This window comes from Glutamicibacter sp. MCAF14 (genome assembly GCF_052114325.1).
GTDB lineage: Bacteria > Actinomycetota > Actinomycetes > Actinomycetales > Micrococcaceae > Glutamicibacter > Glutamicibacter arilaitensis.
Map to the genome: position 1 here is coordinate 663,546 of NZ_JBFREO010000004.1, position 15,127 is coordinate 678,672.

Consider the following 15,127-nt stretch of genomic DNA (forward strand, 5'->3'; position numbering starts at 1 on the left):
GTTAGGCCACCTCTCCGTCGATGATGGTGTATGCGTCTTCGATGTCATCGCCGACTACTTCGAGCCAGATCTGGTAACCGTGCTCCTGCGCGGTTTCCTCGATCAGGGCGAGGCTGTCGGTGTCCAACAGGGAGCCGTCCTGGATACGGATGACCTTGAGCTTCGGGTTCAACGCGATGGCCATGGCCATGGACACCCGGATCTGCTCGGCACTGGATGCCTGCTTGAACGGGACACCCTGGTAGGTGACTCCTTCCTCCGTGAAGCCCAGCCCGTCGACAGGGAACTGCGCTGCGGCCAGCCCGTCGGCCTTGGTCTTGGCGATCTGGTCGAGCTTCGCGGTGAGCTGGTTTGCTTGACCCTTGGCCGCCTCGAACTGGAAGGACAGTGCACCGCGTTCCTGAGCCTTGCGCACAAGCCGGTTCGTTTCCTCCGCACCATCGATCTGGGCTTGGATCGCAGTGAGGTCGATTGACTTGGCGTCCGGGTCCACGCTTGCCAGTGCTTCAGATAGATCGTTCTTGGCCTTGGCCAGCTGTTCTTCCAGCTGCTCGATCTGCGCTTGCAAAGATTCGACGAACTGCTGGCTCCGCTGAAGAACTTCGTTCTTGTTCCGTGCCTGGTGGTATTCGCTGAGCAATCCAGAAACGGAAACTTCTGCGGATGGCAGGTCTACAGGCAGTTCGCCGTGCTGGGCCAGTGCAGATTCGAATTCCTTCACCCGACGGTTCACCGCGGTGCGTTCTTCGAACACCTGCTTGCGTTCAGATTCCAACTGGTCAGGACTGAACGGAAGATCCACGAGGTCCAGCAACTGGGCCAGCTGCTTCTTGTCATCCAGCAGAGTGAATGCGAGCGGATCCATGGACAGGTTCCCGACCAATTCGTCGAGCTTCGCCTGCGCCTTCGGGTACTTCGCCCCGTCCTTGCTGGTTAGAGTGAGGCGAGATCCGGATGGGGTGAAGACCCGGGTGACAGTCAGTTCCTCAGTTTCGAGAACAATCTCGGCCCGGTCTTCCCCGTCGCGGATCGGCTTCGGGGTGGTCTTGGAGTTCGCTCCGCCCAGGGCTGCAGCGATGCTATCGAGCACTGAGCTCTTGCCCTGCCCGTTCTTCCCAGCAACGATGACCAAGTTGCCGTCCGGATCCGGCTTGATTTCCACATGCTTGGCACGCTTGTAGTTCGTGGTGGTTAGGCTGATGACCTTCATGATGTTTGACTCCTACTTGTTGTTGGTGGGTGCCGGGCCCCCAAGACTGGGCACCCACCGGGTTTGGTTAGATGTTGCGGTTAGGCGAACTTGGATCCGGCATCGACGATGCGGGACACCATTTCCTGCGGCGCACCCTCGGCCACGGCACGGTTCCAGAGGGTGAGCAGTGCGTCACGGCTGGTGCTGGCCTCGGCAAGTTCGGCTTCCCAATCGGTTTCCAGCACGGCGGCCGGGCCGTCCTCTTGGATCTCGCCGGTGGCTTCATCCGCAATCGGTTCTGGTGCTGGGGCGGGGCGCGCCGGACGCTCCGCGGCCTCCGCTTTCTTCTCGGCAGGTTTACGGGTGAGCTTGCGAGTCTTCACAGGAGCTTCGGCAGCTGCTTGCTTCTCGCCCATGTCTTCCAGTTCCATTTCCTCGGCGCTATACGGCATACCAGCAAGCACGTCTGGTGCGATGGTTCGGCAAGCTTCCGCCTGCGCCTTCGCGGTCAGCATCGCAATCGGGTCGGACTGGTACTTGCTGTTGCTGGTGTACCCGGCGGTCTTGGCCCGGCCAATAGTCCAGGTAAATTCCTGCCAGCGATCCTGCCCCTTGCGGCGGCCGGACACAGTCACAGATTCTGGGGTGGCTTCCGTGCGGACCACTTCGTGTCCCTGAGCCATGACCAGCGCGGTCATCGTCCGGGCGTACAGTGCTGGGCGGCCGTGGACAACGAAGATGTTCGACAGTGCGTTCATCGGGTCAAGGCCGAGGCTCTTGCCGGCGAGGATCGCAGCTGCTGCGGCTTCCGGCTTCCCCATGAAGTCCTTGGGGACGAAAGCGGTCTTGCACAGGGCGGTTCCTAGCTGGTGTGCGGCGCCCAGTTCGGCGGCCCATTCGGCGAGCTGGATGGTGCCAGTGCTGGTTGGGAGGTTGGTCGGGGTGGCGACTTCGCCTGCGGGGTTGAACGGTTGGATGCTCATTGTTTGACTCCTTGTGGTGGTTAGGCGGCGCGGGTTTGGCGTGCCCGGATTTCGGTGATCATGTCCTGCAAGACAGTGACCAGGGTTTCGGCGTTCTCGACTGGGATGATGACTTCAAGATCTGGTCGGTCGCGCTTGTGGAGCTTCCCCCATACGGGGTGCTGGTCCGTGGGTTCCATGTCGACTGCGATCGCATCGTCCTCGTAGTAGAGGGAAAGCTCGCTGTGCTGGACTTCGCACTCAAACTTGTAGGCGCTCATGCTGCTACCTTCATTTCGGTTGGTGGGTTGATGGGTTCGAGCTTCTGCTTGCCCCGCGCTTTCGCGTCCTCATGGACTGCCTTGGCGTGCAGGAACTGCTGGAAGTGTTCATCGATCGCCGCCGGCGACGTAGCCAGCGGGTAAAGGCTGGTGCCCAACGGTGAACCGTCATACCTGGCGTTGATGCCCTCACGGTCCATTGGGGTGACGTGGGCGACGTAGGTTGCGACTACCTCCGGCATCGGGATTTCCTTAGTGCCGTCCATGTAGAACTCGGCCCGGGAGTACGCGGCGGTCTGCAAAGCGGTTTCCATGTACACGCCCTTGGACGTTTTCAAGTCGATCTGGATCACCTTGCCGGCATCGATGTCCGCCTGGGACATGAGCAGTGGCGACGTAGCCAAGAGGTCGACCTTGCCCGAATACCAGTGCTCACGATTTCCCAGCACCACTTCCACCAGCACGGGGGTGATCTGCCAGCGGTCGAGGAAGTCCAAGTAGCCCTCGATGAACCCGATAAGGTCTTCTGGTGCGTCAACTTCACCGGTAGTTGCGAGCTTCTCCGCGAGGTCGTGCACCTCGGTGCCACGCTCGGCAGCGCTGTCGCGTTCCTGGTTCGGAAGTAGCTGCAGGAACTTGATGGACTGATCCCGGTCGCCGGCCAACAGTTCGGCAACTTTGCCTGCGTTGTCCGGGTCGGTAACGAACTTGGCGACCACACCCGGCGCCCACCAAATCAGTGCTGGCTTCGGGATACCGCCACCCAAAATGGTGGTGGCACCGCTGACTGGTTTTCCATCCAGCTTGTAACGGTGCGATGCTTCGTTGAATACGAGCGACATGACCTATGCCCCAATCTGTGTCTTGATGAATGCTTCGAACAGGAACCCGGCACCGCACAGGGCACCGATTCCCAAACCGGCCAGGCCGACCAGTACCCGCTCCCCCAAACTGGTGAGCTTCAAACCGTTGCGTTCCATCCACCGGCTCATGCTGCGCGCTCCTGCCGGCGCAAGAACCGTTCGATGCTGGACTCACGAACCTTCCATGTGCCGTGCCGGTTAGCCGACGAGAACTTGATGCCGACCAGGTCGCCTCGGCGGAGCATCTGGCGGACTGTTTCCGGATGCGAACGGAGTCGTTCAGCGGTTTCCGGGACTGTGAGCAGTGGGTCTGGGTTTGGTTTAGCCAAGTTGATCCCTCCAGGTCTTTCCGATCCATTCGTATTGGTGTCCGCCGTTGCGGGATTTCATCCGGCTGGTGGCGTTGGCGTTCTTGGTGATCCATCCGCGGCGTTGGGCCGTGGTGAAGATGGCGCCGACCATGTTCTTGTGTGGTGCTGGCCGTTTCATTTCTGTGCGGAGGTCGTCTGCTGTGAACCGCCGGCCCTGCGTGGCCCAGCGTTCAACGATGTCCAGTGCGTCTTCGCGCCAGTTCAGATCTTCGAGTGCCATTGGTTGTGCAGTCACCGGCGTGTCCTTTCGTTAGGCGGCTAGGGTCGCTTGACGCTGGTTAGTTTGCCGCTTGTCAGTTGGTTCTTCGGGTAAAAAAATTACACTTATCGGTACACCCAAGGCTGCGGCGATACTTTCGGCGGTATGTGGTTCGCAGGACTTCTTCCGTCCTGAGGTCAGGTGGTTGATGAAGCTGGGGTGCACATTGGCCTTTTCAGCAAGATGCCGCTGGGATATCTTTTGCTCGATCGGCTTACCGGCTCTATAAGCTTCCATGTCTTCTTTCGTGACAACGAACGCTCGCAGGAGGTCGACTGATTTGAGTCGCATATAGCTTCCTTTCGCATATCGTTTGCGCTGTTTCCAGGGGGACATTTGCGATCCTTTCGAATGTGCCGGGTAGGCATCTTTTTGTTTTCTGCTGCAAAAACAGTATTGCCTACCGGTAGGCGGTGTGTCAACAACCCACAAGCGTCATTCGTCAATAATTCTTGTAGTTCCACGAGAAACCGGCAAGTAATTGGTAGGCACGAACTAGAATTTTGAGTACCGCCTACCGGTAGGCATGACGCCATCCGGCACGTTTGAAGTCGATAGCCACTGAAGGAAAACTTGAAGTCATGGACAAAAACCAAGCCGAAAACTTCCAGCAACTAGTTCTGCGACTCAAGGCAGACAAGAGCTACGACACCATCGAAAAGTTGGCGGGCGGAGCGCCAACTAGCAGATCCCTTCAGAAGTTGGCGACGAAGGGTTTCACCCGAATGCCGGACCCAGAGACTTTTCAAGGCCTTTCCCGTGCCCTCAATGTTTCACAAAGGGACCTAGTTCTAGCGGCCGCCAGAACCCTAGGCATATACATCGAGGCAGAGAATCCTTCCGATCTAACCCTTATTGGCGCCGGTCGCTTGCCAAACGAGTCGCAAGAGTTGCTCCGCTCCACATCAAGGGAACTTCAAAGGTGGATGGACCGCAGCCAGGCCGAGGACGCTAGAAAGGGATACGAGGGGTCCGCGGATGCGTATGTGCATGAGCTGTTCCCGACTGAGCGCATGGCCGCCGACAAAGGCGAGTCCAACATCGATCCAGAACAGCTACCGGAGAGCTAGCCATGACGCTAGCTGACCTATCCTGGGCCCTCACGTCAGTATCATGTAGCTATGGCGAAAAGGCGGAGAATATTGGCTGACAATTCAGTCCGCATCACCTTCAAAGGCGATGGAGTGACCGATGGCTCCATTGATGCACGCCAACTCGGCCAGTCACTTATCGGATTAGCTGACACATTCCAAACCGCCAGGGCAATAACGGCCGATCAAGAAGCTCCCAAGCTGGCCGCAAAGATTACCGCTACCGGGGCCGGAAGCTTCTGGGTCGACATCACCCTGGTAGCCGAGTCCGGTGCAGTCCAAGCGGTATTAGACACCCTCAGCGGCAAGGTCGCTACAGCGGCCATCAACCTGCAAGAAATTCTTGGTTGGGTTACCGCTGCTTACCTTTTCATAAAAAACAAGAACGGCCGCCGAGTCGTTGCTTCCAAAGAGCTGCCTGACGATCCAGGGAACGTTGAAGTAACACTGGATGATTCAACGACCTCCGTCATTGCTTCAAAGGTTTACGACTTGATCAAAAGTGCCGAGTTCCAAAAGGCTGCCAAAGAGTCGGTCAAGGCACTCACTCAGGATGGAGTGGACGAAATCCGCATCGAACCGCGTGATTCCTCCGACTCCGAGGATCTTGTTTCCATCAAAGCCGAGGATTACAAAGCCTTCACACGCATCGACAACGAACCTGTTGAGCTCATCAACAGGACCGATGAAATGATCGTTTCGCCGAACTCTGTTAGCTTCATTGGCAAGCAGTGGCAACTAAATGACGGCGAAGCTAGTTTCTCTGCTGGGATCGAGGATCAAGATTTCCTTGACCGAATCAGCAAGGGTGCTCTGCGCATCGGTGGAAACGATATGTTCAAGGTTCTACTGCGCACAGAGCAGCAGATCGCGCCTAACGGGAAGCTCAAAACTATTCGAACAGTTGTTCAGGTTTTGGACGTAATCCGAGGTGGTACCCAGGGTGAACTTTTCTAGGCAGTAACTAGTAGTTCATTGAACTCTAAAGTGTCGTAGTTTGCGTTTATCTTCGAAAGTATGTTCGAAGAAATACTTTCACGCATACGACCGCGAATCATAGAAACCGCCCTCCCCAACAATCTTTGGGGAGCCTATGACGTCGTCACCCACACCATCTTGTTGCGGCCCAGACTGGCACCCATCCAGCGGCGCTCCACACTCTCTCATGAGACCGCACACGCCCTCCTGCAACACGAGGGCTACTCCCCACGCCAAGAACGCGTTGCAGAAGAACTCAGCGCCTCCTGGCTAATACACCACGACCAGTTCACCCAAGCATCACTTGTCTACGGGACTGCAACAGCCCTAGCCCACGAACTCGACGTGCTGCCCCGAGACATCCACGCATACATGCGCCTACTAAAGCGCACCCAAAAACAGGAGACACCATGGCGACCGGAAGAGTAAACGACCTCTGGCACCGTAAAGACCGAACCAGAACCACCAGATACGGCAAGGGCAAGCGCTGGCAAGCCGTCTGGACCGACGGCACCGGCAAAGAAACCAAGCGCTCCTTCGACTACAAGGACGCCGCCCAGGCGTGGCTCGATAGCAAGACTACCGACCACACATTGAATCCTCACGGGCTCAAAGCAGACATGCTGTTCAAGGACTTCTGGGCTAAATGGCGCCAGCAGCAAACACATCAGCGCCCCAGCTCGCTGCGCATGATTGACTCCGCTGGCCGCAAAAGGATCCTGCCATCGTTCAACGAGAAGTACCTGACCGAAATCAAGCGAGAGGACGTTCAGGTAGTCATCAACGCCTGGACGGCAAGTGGGCTCGCCCCATCCACTGCCAGGCTCTACTACACGTACATGCGTCAGGTATTCAAGGAAGCCGTGTTCCAGCGGATCATTCGAGAATCACCATGCGTGAAGATCAGCTTGCCGCAGGTAGAGAGCAAGAACTTTCAGTTCAGCAAGGAGACCCTTGAACAGCTCATTTCGATTGTTCCAGAACCATATGCGACAGCGATGCGTGTCGGGGCCGCCACGGGATTGCGTCCCAGCGAGCTCTTCGGATTGTCTAAGCAGGACATTGATTTCCCGAACAGCGTCATTCGCATGACTCTTCAGGATTCTAGCCGTCGAACTGGTGAACTGGTGCGTGGCCCGCTCAAAACTAAGTCCTCAAGGCGGAGCGTCAGTTTCGGGCCAGTGATGCGGGATATTCTACTTACGCTCTGCAACGCTGCAGGGCCGGAAGGCCGGCTATTCCATACGGCTGGTGTGGTGCAGGTCTGGAAGTATGAAGCGGTATGGGTGAACGCCCGCAAGAGTTTGCCGGAGATCGGTCCGGGGTGGCACCAGCTGCGTCACTATCATGCGAGTGTGCTGATCTCCCACGGCTTCTCACCGGTGGCTGTGGCAGCTCGCCTGGGGCATAAGGACGCCAATGAAACATTGCGGACTTACGCGCATATGTGGGACAGTGACGGGTCCGCGATGGCAGCTGTGGCAGATACAGTTGCGGCGGCCTAACTAGGTTAGACCGCCACAAAACCGCTACAGCTAAGCTGATTCCCTTTGTTTATAAGGGATCAGGTATTAGCGTGCGTAGTACTCGACCACGAGGTTCTCTTCGCAAGTCACTGGGATCTCTGCACGCTCAGGAGCGCGCAGGAAGGTAGCCTGAAGGGCTTCCAGCTTTACGTCCAGGTAAGCTGGAGCGGCTGGGAGCACCTTCGAGTGCTCGCCGGCTGCAGCCATCTGGAATGGAACCATCTTCTCGCTCTTCTCGTGTACGTGGATCAGCTGACCCGGCTGTACCTTGAAGGACGGACGGTCTACACGCTGGCCGTTGACCAGGATGTGGCGGTGCACAACCATCTGGCGTGCCTGCTGGATGGTGCGGGCGAAGCCTGCACGCAGAACCAGGGCATCCAGACGGGACTCGAGCAGAGCCAGCAGGTTGCCGCCGGTCTCGCCGCCGAGGCGCTTAGCTTCCTTGAAGGCGCTGAGCATCTGAGCTTCGCGGATGCCGTACTGGGCACGCAAACGCTGCTTTTCGCGCAGACGTACTGCGTAGTCGCTGTCCTGCTTCTTACGGGCGCGGCCGTGCTGGCCTGGACCGTATGGACGGCGCTCCATGTACTTTTCAGCTTTCGGAGTCAATGCAAGGCCGAGCGCACGCGAGAGGCGTACGGTACGGCGGGCACGGGCGTTAGCCATAATGTGTCCCTTTCGATTAGCGACGGTATCTACTGGCCTCCAGGTGGGAGAGTGTGTGGGCGTCGCGTCCCTGCTTCACTTCAACTCCGTCGCACAACCGATTATTCGGTTGCCAGATGGAGCTTGCCAGCCAAAGATCAAGTTTACACGATACGGCAGCAGCTTTAACTGAGGCTTAGCGCACAATCAGCGCTTGGGCTTGGAGCGCTGCCGATCCTTGCCCCGGACGATCTCGCGCAGCCTGGCCAGCCTGGTCTTGATGCCTTTCTCGGCTCCATTCTCGGTCGGCGTGTAGTAGTCGGTGCCCAGCAGGTCATCGGGCAGGTACTGCTGGGTGGCGATCGAGTGCGGTGCATCGTGGGCGTAGATATAACCCACACCGTGGCCCAGCTGCTTGGCACCGGGATAGTGCGCGTCACGCAGGTGGTCGGGAACCAGCGAGCCCTTGCCCTCGGACACGTCGGCCAGGGCCGCATTGATCGCGTTGTACGAAGCGTTGGACTTCGGGGCGGTCGCCAGGTGCACGGTGGCTTGGCCGAGCATGATCCGCGCTTCGGGCATGCCGGTCAGCTGCACTGATTGGGCGGCGGCGACGGCCACGGGAAGTGCGGTGGGGTCGGCCATTCCGATATCTTCGGAGGCCGAGATCATCAGCCGGCGGGCGATGAACCGGGGGTCCTCCCCCGCTGAGAGCATGCGCGCCAGGTAGTGCAGGGCCGCGTCCACATCGGAGCCGCGGATGGACTTGATGAATGCGGAAATGATGTCGTAGTGCTGGTCGCCGTCCTTGTCATAGCGCTGGACCGCTTGGTCCATGGCCAGCTGGACGTGATCCGCGGTGATCTGCACCGGCGGGGCCACGCCAGCTCCGGCGGCGTTCCAGGCCACTGCCCCGGCAGCTTCCAGCACGGTCAGCGAGCGGCGGGCATCGCCCTGGGCCAGTCGGACGATGGCATCACGCTGCTCCTCATCGAGGATCACCTGGTCGTTGAAGCCGCGTTCGTCAGATACGGCGCGTTCAAGCAGGGTCGACAGGTCACCGTCGGTCAGCGGACGCAAGGTCAGTAGCAGCGAACGCGAGAGCAGCGGGGAGATCACCGAGAAGGACGGATTTTCCGTTGTCGCAGCCACCAGCACCACCACGCGGTTTTCCACCCCGGGCAGCAAGGCATCTTGCTGGGCCTTGTTGAAGCGGTGGATCTCATCGAGGAACAAAACGGTGGTGACCCCGCGCAGGTCGCGGTCGTCCTTGGCCTGCTCGATGACCCGGCGTACGTCCTTCACCCCGGCGGTGATCGCCGAGAGTTCGACGAATTTGCGGTCGGTAGCGCGGGCGATCACATGGGCGATGGTCGTTTTGCCGATGCCCGGAGGCCCGTAGAGGATCACGCTGGCCGGACCGGCCAAGCCGGTCTCCGGGTTTTCGGCAAGCTGGCGCAAAGGTGAGCCGGGACCGAGCAGGTGCTGCTGGCCTACCAGTTCGTCCAGCGACTTGGGACGCATGCGCACCGCAAGAGGCGGACGCGGCCGGTTGACTTGGGGCTCGCGTGCTTCGCGCGGATCATCGGACAGGGAATCGAACAAATCGCTCACCTGCTAAGCCTACCGATATTCTGGGAGTTGCGCGGTGCATGCCAACACGCCACCGCCGACACCTATTGCCTCTTGAAAGGACTTGCTCCATGCGCGCCGTCGTCCAGGTCGCCAGCACCGCCCACGTCGAAGTTGGAGGGGAGATCACCGGCCGGTTGGACTCCCCCGGGCTGGTGATCCTGCTGGGCGTGACTCACGATGACGATCAGGCCACCGCGCGCAAGGTCGCCCAGAAGATCTGGCAGCTGCGCATTTTGGAGGATGAAACCTCCGCTGCCAGCATTAATGCCCCGCTCTTGGTGATCAGCCAGTTCACCCTCTACGGCTCGGTGCGCAAGGGGCGCCGGCCTTCGTGGTCCAATGCGGCACCAGGGCCGGTGAGCGAGCCGTTGTACGAATACTTCGTGGCTTACTTGCGGGAACTGGGTGCGAGCGTTCAGACCGGCGCATTTGGCGCGATGATGAATGTCTCGCTGACCAATACCGGTCCGTTCACGATGATCGTCGACTCGGCAGACCTCTCCTAGCGGCCGGTGCTCTGTACCAGTTTGGTCAGTTGCTCGAAGCTGGCTCGTTGCTCGGCTAGTTCTACCCGACCGGCGGCGGCTAGTTCATAGACCTTGCGCCCCGGCCCGCCTTGGCCTTCTTGCCACCGGGTTTCCACGAGACCCGCGGCTTCCAGCTTCGCCAATGCGGGGTACAGCGTTGCGCCTTTGAGCGGGCCGAAACCGCGTTCTTGCAGGGACTTGGACAGGGCATAGCCGTGAGCGTGGCCATTGGAGAGCTCAGCGAGCAGGAGCATCGGGAGCATGGCACGTTGCCAGCTGCCAGGAAATGGCGAGTCCTTACTCATCGCGGCCTTCTTCCATACCGCGGACTTTGGCGCGCCTTTCATCAAGCTTGGATTCTACGTATTCTGCGCGATTCGCCGGGCGCAACTCGTAGAGGGTCACCGCAACAAAAATCAGAAGGCATGCCGCGAAGAAGATATCCCATCCGCTGCGGTCTGGGGCGATCGCCTCCGGCACGAGGCTGAAGCTGTAGAGGCCCACTACGGCTAGCGGTAGCAGGCGGCGTAGCAACCAGCGTCGCTTCAGCGCTGTGCCGGTGTTCACTGACAGGCCGATAGCGAATTCGCCCGGCGTGCCGAACTCTTGCGCAATGCTGGCCCCGCCGCCCTCCATGCTCATATTCGACCAGTGCTCGCGGGCAGGTTCCAGAGCGGACGCCGCTTCCCTGCTTCGCATTCCGTAGCGCCCGCGCAGCAATCGAGTGGTTTCGGCAAACCACGCTTCTGGATCCGTGAAAGCGCAGGCGCCACCGCGTACTGGTTCAGTCTCATCATTCCATGGCAGCCAGAACACACCGACAGCCAGGGCGATGCCGAGAATCGGCGCCAGCCAATTGGGCAGCGGCATGGCCTCTTCACCGCCGAATACCGCGATCAGTACGGCTGCTGCGATGGAAACCGCAATTCCGGACAACCCCAGCACCCATGATCGCGCGAATTTGCCTTTCAAACGGTAGAACCACCACAGGTGCACGGATAAGGCGATTCCCGTGCCTGCAGTCAGGGCCGCCAGTTGCCAGAAGTGCCACGAGTTCGACGTCCATCCGTCGCGGAATCCGACCCACGTGCCAAAACCGGTGCACAGCAGGCCAACAACGAGCCCGAGGCCAGCCAGGAGCAGCAAACTGCTGTTGATCGGCATCTCCGAATCCGCAAGCTGCTGCGGAGTCAGGCGCGCGAAAGCCCGGGCTTCGCCGAATTCAGCGGGATCACCAAAGAGTTCTTCTGCGCTTTGCCCGCTGTCGCGGATCGCATCCAGCGCTTTGCCCAATTCCGCTGCGCACTGGGAATCGTTCAGCTCCTTCCACCACATCGCGATGTTGAAGTCCTGCGCCCATTGTCGGTCGCTTTCAGGGTAGAGCTCGATGATGTCATTGGGTTCTGCCGAGGCCAAGTGCTCTCCTGGGATCTAAAAATCTAGGTTGAAAACCAACCTAGTATTAAAACCAGCTTTAATCTACTTTTTAGCCTATTTCATGCAAAAAAGTAGCCGGATCGAACGCATGAATACGTTCAATCCGGCTACTTGAAGCTGCGAAAGCCTACTTGGTTTCAGCCTTGGCTTCGGTCTCTTCGGCCTTCTTCTTCTCAGGCTTGAAGTCGATGCCTGCTTCCTTGCGCTGCTGCGGGGTAATCGGCGCAGGAGCGGCGGTCAGCGGATCGAATCCGCCACCGGTCTTCGGGAAGGCGATGACGTCGCGGATGGACTCCGAGTTGGTCAGCAGCTGCAGCACGCGGTCCCAGCCCAGTGCGATGCCGCCATGTGGTGGGGCCCCGTACTTGAAGCCTTCAAGCAGGAAGCCGAACTGGGTGTCAGCCTGCTCCTGGGTCACGCCCATGAGCTTGAAGACGCGCTCCTGAACGTCGCGCTGGTGGATACGGATCGAACCGCCGCCGATTTCGTTGCCGTTGCACACGATGTCGTATGCGTAGGACAGTGCCGAAGCCGGATCGGTGTCGAAGGTGTCCATGAACTCTGGCTTAGGGCTGGTGAACGCGTGGTGCACAGCGGTCCAAGCGCCAGCGCCCACGGCCACATCGCCCGAGGCAACAGCGTCCGACGCGGCTTCGAACATTGGTGCGTCGACGATCCAGACGAAGGCCCAGTCGCCTTCCTTGATCAAACCGGTGCGGTGGCCGATCTCGACGCGTACCGCGCCGAGCAGGGCACGGGATTCGTTCTTCTTGCCAGCCGAGAAGAAGATGCAGTCGCCAGCGCTTGCGCCGGTAGCTGCGGCCAGGCCGGCCTTCTCTTCATCGGACAGGTTCTTGGCTACTGGGCCAGCCAGCTCGCCATCTTCCTTGATCAATACATAGGCAAGGCCCTTGGCACCGCGCTGCTTGGCGAATTCCTGCCAGGCATCCAGGGTGCGGCGAGGCTGAGAAGCGCCGCCAGGCATGACTACGGCGCCGACGTACTCGGACTGGAAGACCTTGAAGGAGGTGTTCGCGAAGTACTCGGTCATTTCGGTCAGTTCCAGGCCGAAGCGCAGATCCGGCTTGTCCGAACCGTACTTGGCCATGGCCTCCGAGTACGCCATGCGGCGGATCGGGGTCGGCACCTGAACGTCGATCAGGTTCCACAGTTCGGTAACCAGCTTTTCGCCCAGCTCGATGATGTCATCTTCTTCGACGAACGAAGCCTCGATGTCCAGCTGGGTGAATTCCGGCTGGCGGTCCGCGCGGAAGTCCTCATCACGGTAGCAGCGGGCGATCTGGTAGTACTTCTCGAAGCCGCCGACCTGCAGCAGCTGCTTGAACAGCTGCGGGGACTGAGGCAGTGCATACCAGCTGCCCGGGGCCAGGCGTGCCGGCACGACGAAGTCGCGGGCGCCTTCCGGGGTGGAGCGGGTCAGCGTCGGGGTTTCGATCTCGATGTAGCCCTGGTCGTGCAGCAGGTTGCGTGCCACGCGGTTGGCTTCGGAGCGCAGGCGGATGTTGCGGGCCGGGGTGGGGCGGCGCAGGTCCAGGTAGCGGTGGCGCAGGCGCGCCTCTTCGCCGACCTCGACATGCTCGTCAACCTGGAATGGCAACGGTGCGGCGGTGTTCAGCACGGTCACGGTTTCGGCGATGACCTCGATCTGCCCGGTAGGCAGGTTCGGGTTCTCGTTGCCCTCCGGGCGGCGCTCGACGGTGCCGAGAATCTGCAGCACGAACTCATTGCGCAGCGGATGGAAGTCCTCTTCATCGCGCACGACCACCTGGGCTACGCCCGAGGCATCACGCAAATCCAAGAAGGCGACACCACCGTGGTCACGGCGACGTGCAACCCAGCCGGTGAGGGTGACCTGCTGTCCAATGTGCTCGGCGTTCAAGACGCCCAGCTGATGAGTGCGTAGCACTACGATCCTTTCGGTCGGTTGGGAAAGTTTCTCCCCATGAAGTTTAGTGCACCATAACTAGTGCGGGTGCGGGCGGCGAAGCCCGAAAACTAGCTGACGGCGATCTTCAGGTCCGCTTCGGCCGGCATCCAGCTGGCTGGATCGGCGCTGACCTGCTCGCCGGAGCGGATGTCCTTGACCTCGTGGGTGCCATCGGCGTGGGTGAACCACACGAACGGAATCCCGCGGCGATCAGCGTATTTGATCTGCTTGCCGAACTTCTCCGCGCTGGCTGCCACCTCGCAGGCGATGCCGCGCTCGCGCAGCGCCGAAGCGACGTCCTGGGCTTCGTGCCAGGACTCGTCGTTGGCCAAGGTGACATATACCACCGAAGGCACCGAACGGCTGGCTGTGACAACCTCTTCGGCCAGGATGCGCGAAATCAGGCGGGTCACGCCGATGGACAGGCCAACACCCGGGTAGTTCTTCTTGCCCTTGGAAGCCAGCGACTCGTAGCGTCCGCCCGAGCAGATCGAACCCAGCGATTCGTGGCCCACCAAAACGGTTTCGTAGACGGTGCCGGTGTAGTAGTCCAGGCCGCGGGCGATGGACAAATCAGCCATCACCTTGCCCGGGGCGCGCTTGGAGGCCGCCTCGATCACCTGGGACAGCTCATCCAAGCCGGTATCCAGCAGTTCGTGGGTGACGCCCAGTGCGCGGACCTGCTCAACGAAGGAGGTGTCCAGGGTGCGGATCTTGGCCAGGGCCAAGGCTGCGGCAGCCTGTTCGGCGGTGGCGCCGACTTCTCCAACCAGGATCTTGGCTACCGCGTCATCGCCGATCTTCTCCAGCTTGTCGATGGCGCGCAGCACCGCATCCGGGTCTGCCAGGCCCAATCCGCGGTAGAAGCCTTCGGCCAGCTTGCGGTTGTTCACGCGCAGGCGGAAGTCGCCGATCGGCAGTGCCGAGAGGGCATCTGCGATGGTTAGCGCCAGTTCCACGTCGTAGCTGAATGGCAAGGTGCCATCGCCGACGACGTCGATGTCGGCCTGGGTGAATTCGCGGAAGCGGCCATCCTGCGGACGCTCGCCACGCCAGACCTTCTGCATCTGGTAGCGGCGGAATGGGAAGGCCAGGTGGCCTGCGTTCTCCACTACGTAGCGTGCGAAGGGCACGGTCAGATCGAAGTGCAGGGCCAGCGCGTTGGGATCGTTCTTGTCATCCTCGGCGGCCAAGCGGGACAGTCCGTAGACTTCCTTGTCGATTTCGCCCTTGCGCAGAAGCTGTGCACGGGTTTCCACCGCACGCGTCTCGATATTGGCAAATCCATGCAGTTCGAAGACGTGGCGCAAGGTATCCAGCACGTGCTGTTCAACAGCCCGTTCGGCTGGAAGCCATTCTGGGAAACCTGATAGTGAGGCCTTGCGTGCCATGAAACTCCTTAGTGCAAA

General features: G+C 60.0%; 19 protein-coding genes. 5 read left to right on the forward strand and 14 right to left on the reverse strand.

What is annotated here, in order from left to right; genetic code table 11:
- Window position 1 precedes the first annotated feature (1 nt).
- The 8 genes from AB4Y71_RS10675 to AB4Y71_RS10710 all read right to left on the reverse strand — a co-directional run bounded on the left by AB4Y71_RS10675 (window position 2) and on the right by AB4Y71_RS10710 (window position 4,219).
- Window positions 2-1,210, reverse strand: coding sequence for an AAA family ATPase (locus tag AB4Y71_RS10675; protein ID WP_441720340.1), 1,209 nt, complete (start codon window positions 1,208-1,210; stop codon window positions 2-4).
- A gap of 80 nt (window positions 1,211-1,290) precedes the next feature.
- Window positions 1,291-2,175, reverse strand: coding sequence for a hypothetical protein (locus tag AB4Y71_RS10680; protein ID WP_441720341.1), 885 nt, complete (start codon window positions 2,173-2,175; stop codon window positions 1,291-1,293).
- Between the two features lie 20 nt (window positions 2,176-2,195).
- Window positions 2,196-2,435, reverse strand: a complete 240-nt coding sequence (locus AB4Y71_RS10685) for a hypothetical protein (protein ID WP_441720343.1) — start codon at window positions 2,433-2,435, stop codon at window positions 2,196-2,198.
- Window positions 2,432-3,277: a hypothetical protein gene (locus AB4Y71_RS10690; RefSeq protein ID WP_441720345.1), complete on the reverse strand. Its 846-nt coding sequence runs from the start codon at window positions 3,275-3,277 to the stop codon at window positions 2,432-2,434. The genes AB4Y71_RS10685 and AB4Y71_RS10690 overlap by 4 nt, the downstream gene beginning before the upstream one ends.
- Window positions 3,278-3,280: 3 nt before the next feature.
- Window positions 3,281-3,427, reverse strand: a complete 147-nt coding sequence (locus AB4Y71_RS10695; protein WP_441720346.1) for a hypothetical protein — start codon at window positions 3,425-3,427, stop codon at window positions 3,281-3,283.
- Window positions 3,424-3,627, reverse strand: coding sequence for a helix-turn-helix domain-containing protein (locus tag AB4Y71_RS10700; protein WP_441720348.1), 204 nt, complete (start codon window positions 3,625-3,627; stop codon window positions 3,424-3,426). Before AB4Y71_RS10700 ends, AB4Y71_RS10695 begins: the two co-directional genes overlap by 4 nt.
- Entirely contained in the window at window positions 3,620-3,904 is a 285-nt protein-coding gene (locus AB4Y71_RS10705) for a hypothetical protein (protein WP_431491257.1), read from the reverse strand. Before AB4Y71_RS10705 ends, AB4Y71_RS10700 begins: the two co-directional genes overlap by 8 nt.
- Before the next feature lie 15 nt (window positions 3,905-3,919).
- A complete protein-coding gene (locus tag AB4Y71_RS10710; RefSeq protein WP_441720350.1) occupies window positions 3,920-4,219 on the reverse strand; it encodes a helix-turn-helix transcriptional regulator in 300 nt (99 codons plus the stop codon).
- Window positions 4,220-4,509: 290 nt separating this feature from the next.
- Here AB4Y71_RS10710 and AB4Y71_RS10715 point away from each other — a divergent pair, with 290 nt between their 5' ends.
- From AB4Y71_RS10715 to AB4Y71_RS10730, 4 genes are read left to right on the forward strand one after another with little or no spacing between them, the layout of a single operon-like run.
- Window positions 4,510-4,998: a hypothetical protein gene (locus AB4Y71_RS10715; protein WP_441720351.1), complete on the forward strand. Its 489-nt coding sequence runs from the start codon at window positions 4,510-4,512 to the stop codon at window positions 4,996-4,998.
- Window positions 4,999-5,049: 51 nt separating this feature from the next.
- Window positions 5,050-5,976, forward strand: a complete 927-nt coding sequence (locus AB4Y71_RS10720) for a hypothetical protein (RefSeq protein ID WP_441720353.1) — start codon at window positions 5,050-5,052, stop codon at window positions 5,974-5,976.
- 60 nt (window positions 5,977-6,036) lie between these two features.
- Window positions 6,037-6,426: an ImmA/IrrE family metallo-endopeptidase gene (locus AB4Y71_RS10725; RefSeq protein ID WP_441720355.1), complete on the forward strand. Its 390-nt coding sequence runs from the start codon at window positions 6,037-6,039 to the stop codon at window positions 6,424-6,426.
- Entirely contained in the window at window positions 6,408-7,502 is a 1,095-nt protein-coding gene (locus tag AB4Y71_RS10730) for a tyrosine-type recombinase/integrase (protein WP_441720357.1), read from the forward strand. The genes AB4Y71_RS10725 and AB4Y71_RS10730 overlap by 19 nt, the downstream gene beginning before the upstream one ends.
- 66 nt (window positions 7,503-7,568) lie before the next feature.
- Here the strand turns inward: AB4Y71_RS10730 and rpsD are convergent, their stop codons facing one another.
- On the reverse strand, window positions 7,569-8,195 hold the full coding sequence (gene rpsD, locus AB4Y71_RS10735; protein WP_102597592.1) for a 30S ribosomal protein S4: 627 nt from the start codon (window positions 8,193-8,195) through the stop codon (window positions 7,569-7,571).
- A 183-nt stretch (window positions 8,196-8,378) separates the two neighbouring features.
- Complete coding sequence (locus AB4Y71_RS10740) at window positions 8,379-9,785, reverse strand: replication-associated recombination protein A (RefSeq protein ID WP_441720359.1); 1,407 nt, start codon at window positions 9,783-9,785, stop codon at window positions 8,379-8,381.
- A gap of 89 nt (window positions 9,786-9,874) precedes the next feature.
- Between AB4Y71_RS10740 and dtd the strand changes: the two genes are divergently transcribed.
- On the forward strand, window positions 9,875-10,312 hold the full coding sequence (dtd, locus tag AB4Y71_RS10745) for a D-aminoacyl-tRNA deacylase (protein WP_441720361.1): 438 nt from the start codon (window positions 9,875-9,877) through the stop codon (window positions 10,310-10,312).
- Here dtd and AB4Y71_RS10750 read toward each other — a convergent pair.
- The 4 genes from AB4Y71_RS10750 to hisS all read right to left on the reverse strand — a co-directional run bounded on the left by AB4Y71_RS10750 (window position 10,309) and on the right by hisS (window position 15,109).
- Entirely contained in the window at window positions 10,309-10,638 is a 330-nt protein-coding gene (locus tag AB4Y71_RS10750; RefSeq protein ID WP_013349080.1) for a PadR family transcriptional regulator, read from the reverse strand. The two genes, dtd and AB4Y71_RS10750, sit on opposite strands and share 4 nt — an antisense overlap.
- On the reverse strand, window positions 10,631-11,749 hold the full coding sequence (locus AB4Y71_RS10755) for a hypothetical protein (protein WP_441720363.1): 1,119 nt from the start codon (window positions 11,747-11,749) through the stop codon (window positions 10,631-10,633). Before AB4Y71_RS10755 ends, AB4Y71_RS10750 begins: the two co-directional genes overlap by 8 nt.
- Window positions 11,750-11,897: 148 nt before the next feature.
- Window positions 11,898-13,697, reverse strand: coding sequence for an aspartate--tRNA ligase (gene aspS / locus AB4Y71_RS10760; protein WP_441720365.1), 1,800 nt, complete (start codon window positions 13,695-13,697; stop codon window positions 11,898-11,900).
- An 89-nt stretch (window positions 13,698-13,786) separates the two neighbouring features.
- On the reverse strand, window positions 13,787-15,109 hold the full coding sequence (gene hisS, locus AB4Y71_RS10765; protein ID WP_441720366.1) for a histidine--tRNA ligase: 1,323 nt from the start codon (window positions 15,107-15,109) through the stop codon (window positions 13,787-13,789).
- Window positions 15,110-15,127: the final 18 nt, after the last annotated feature.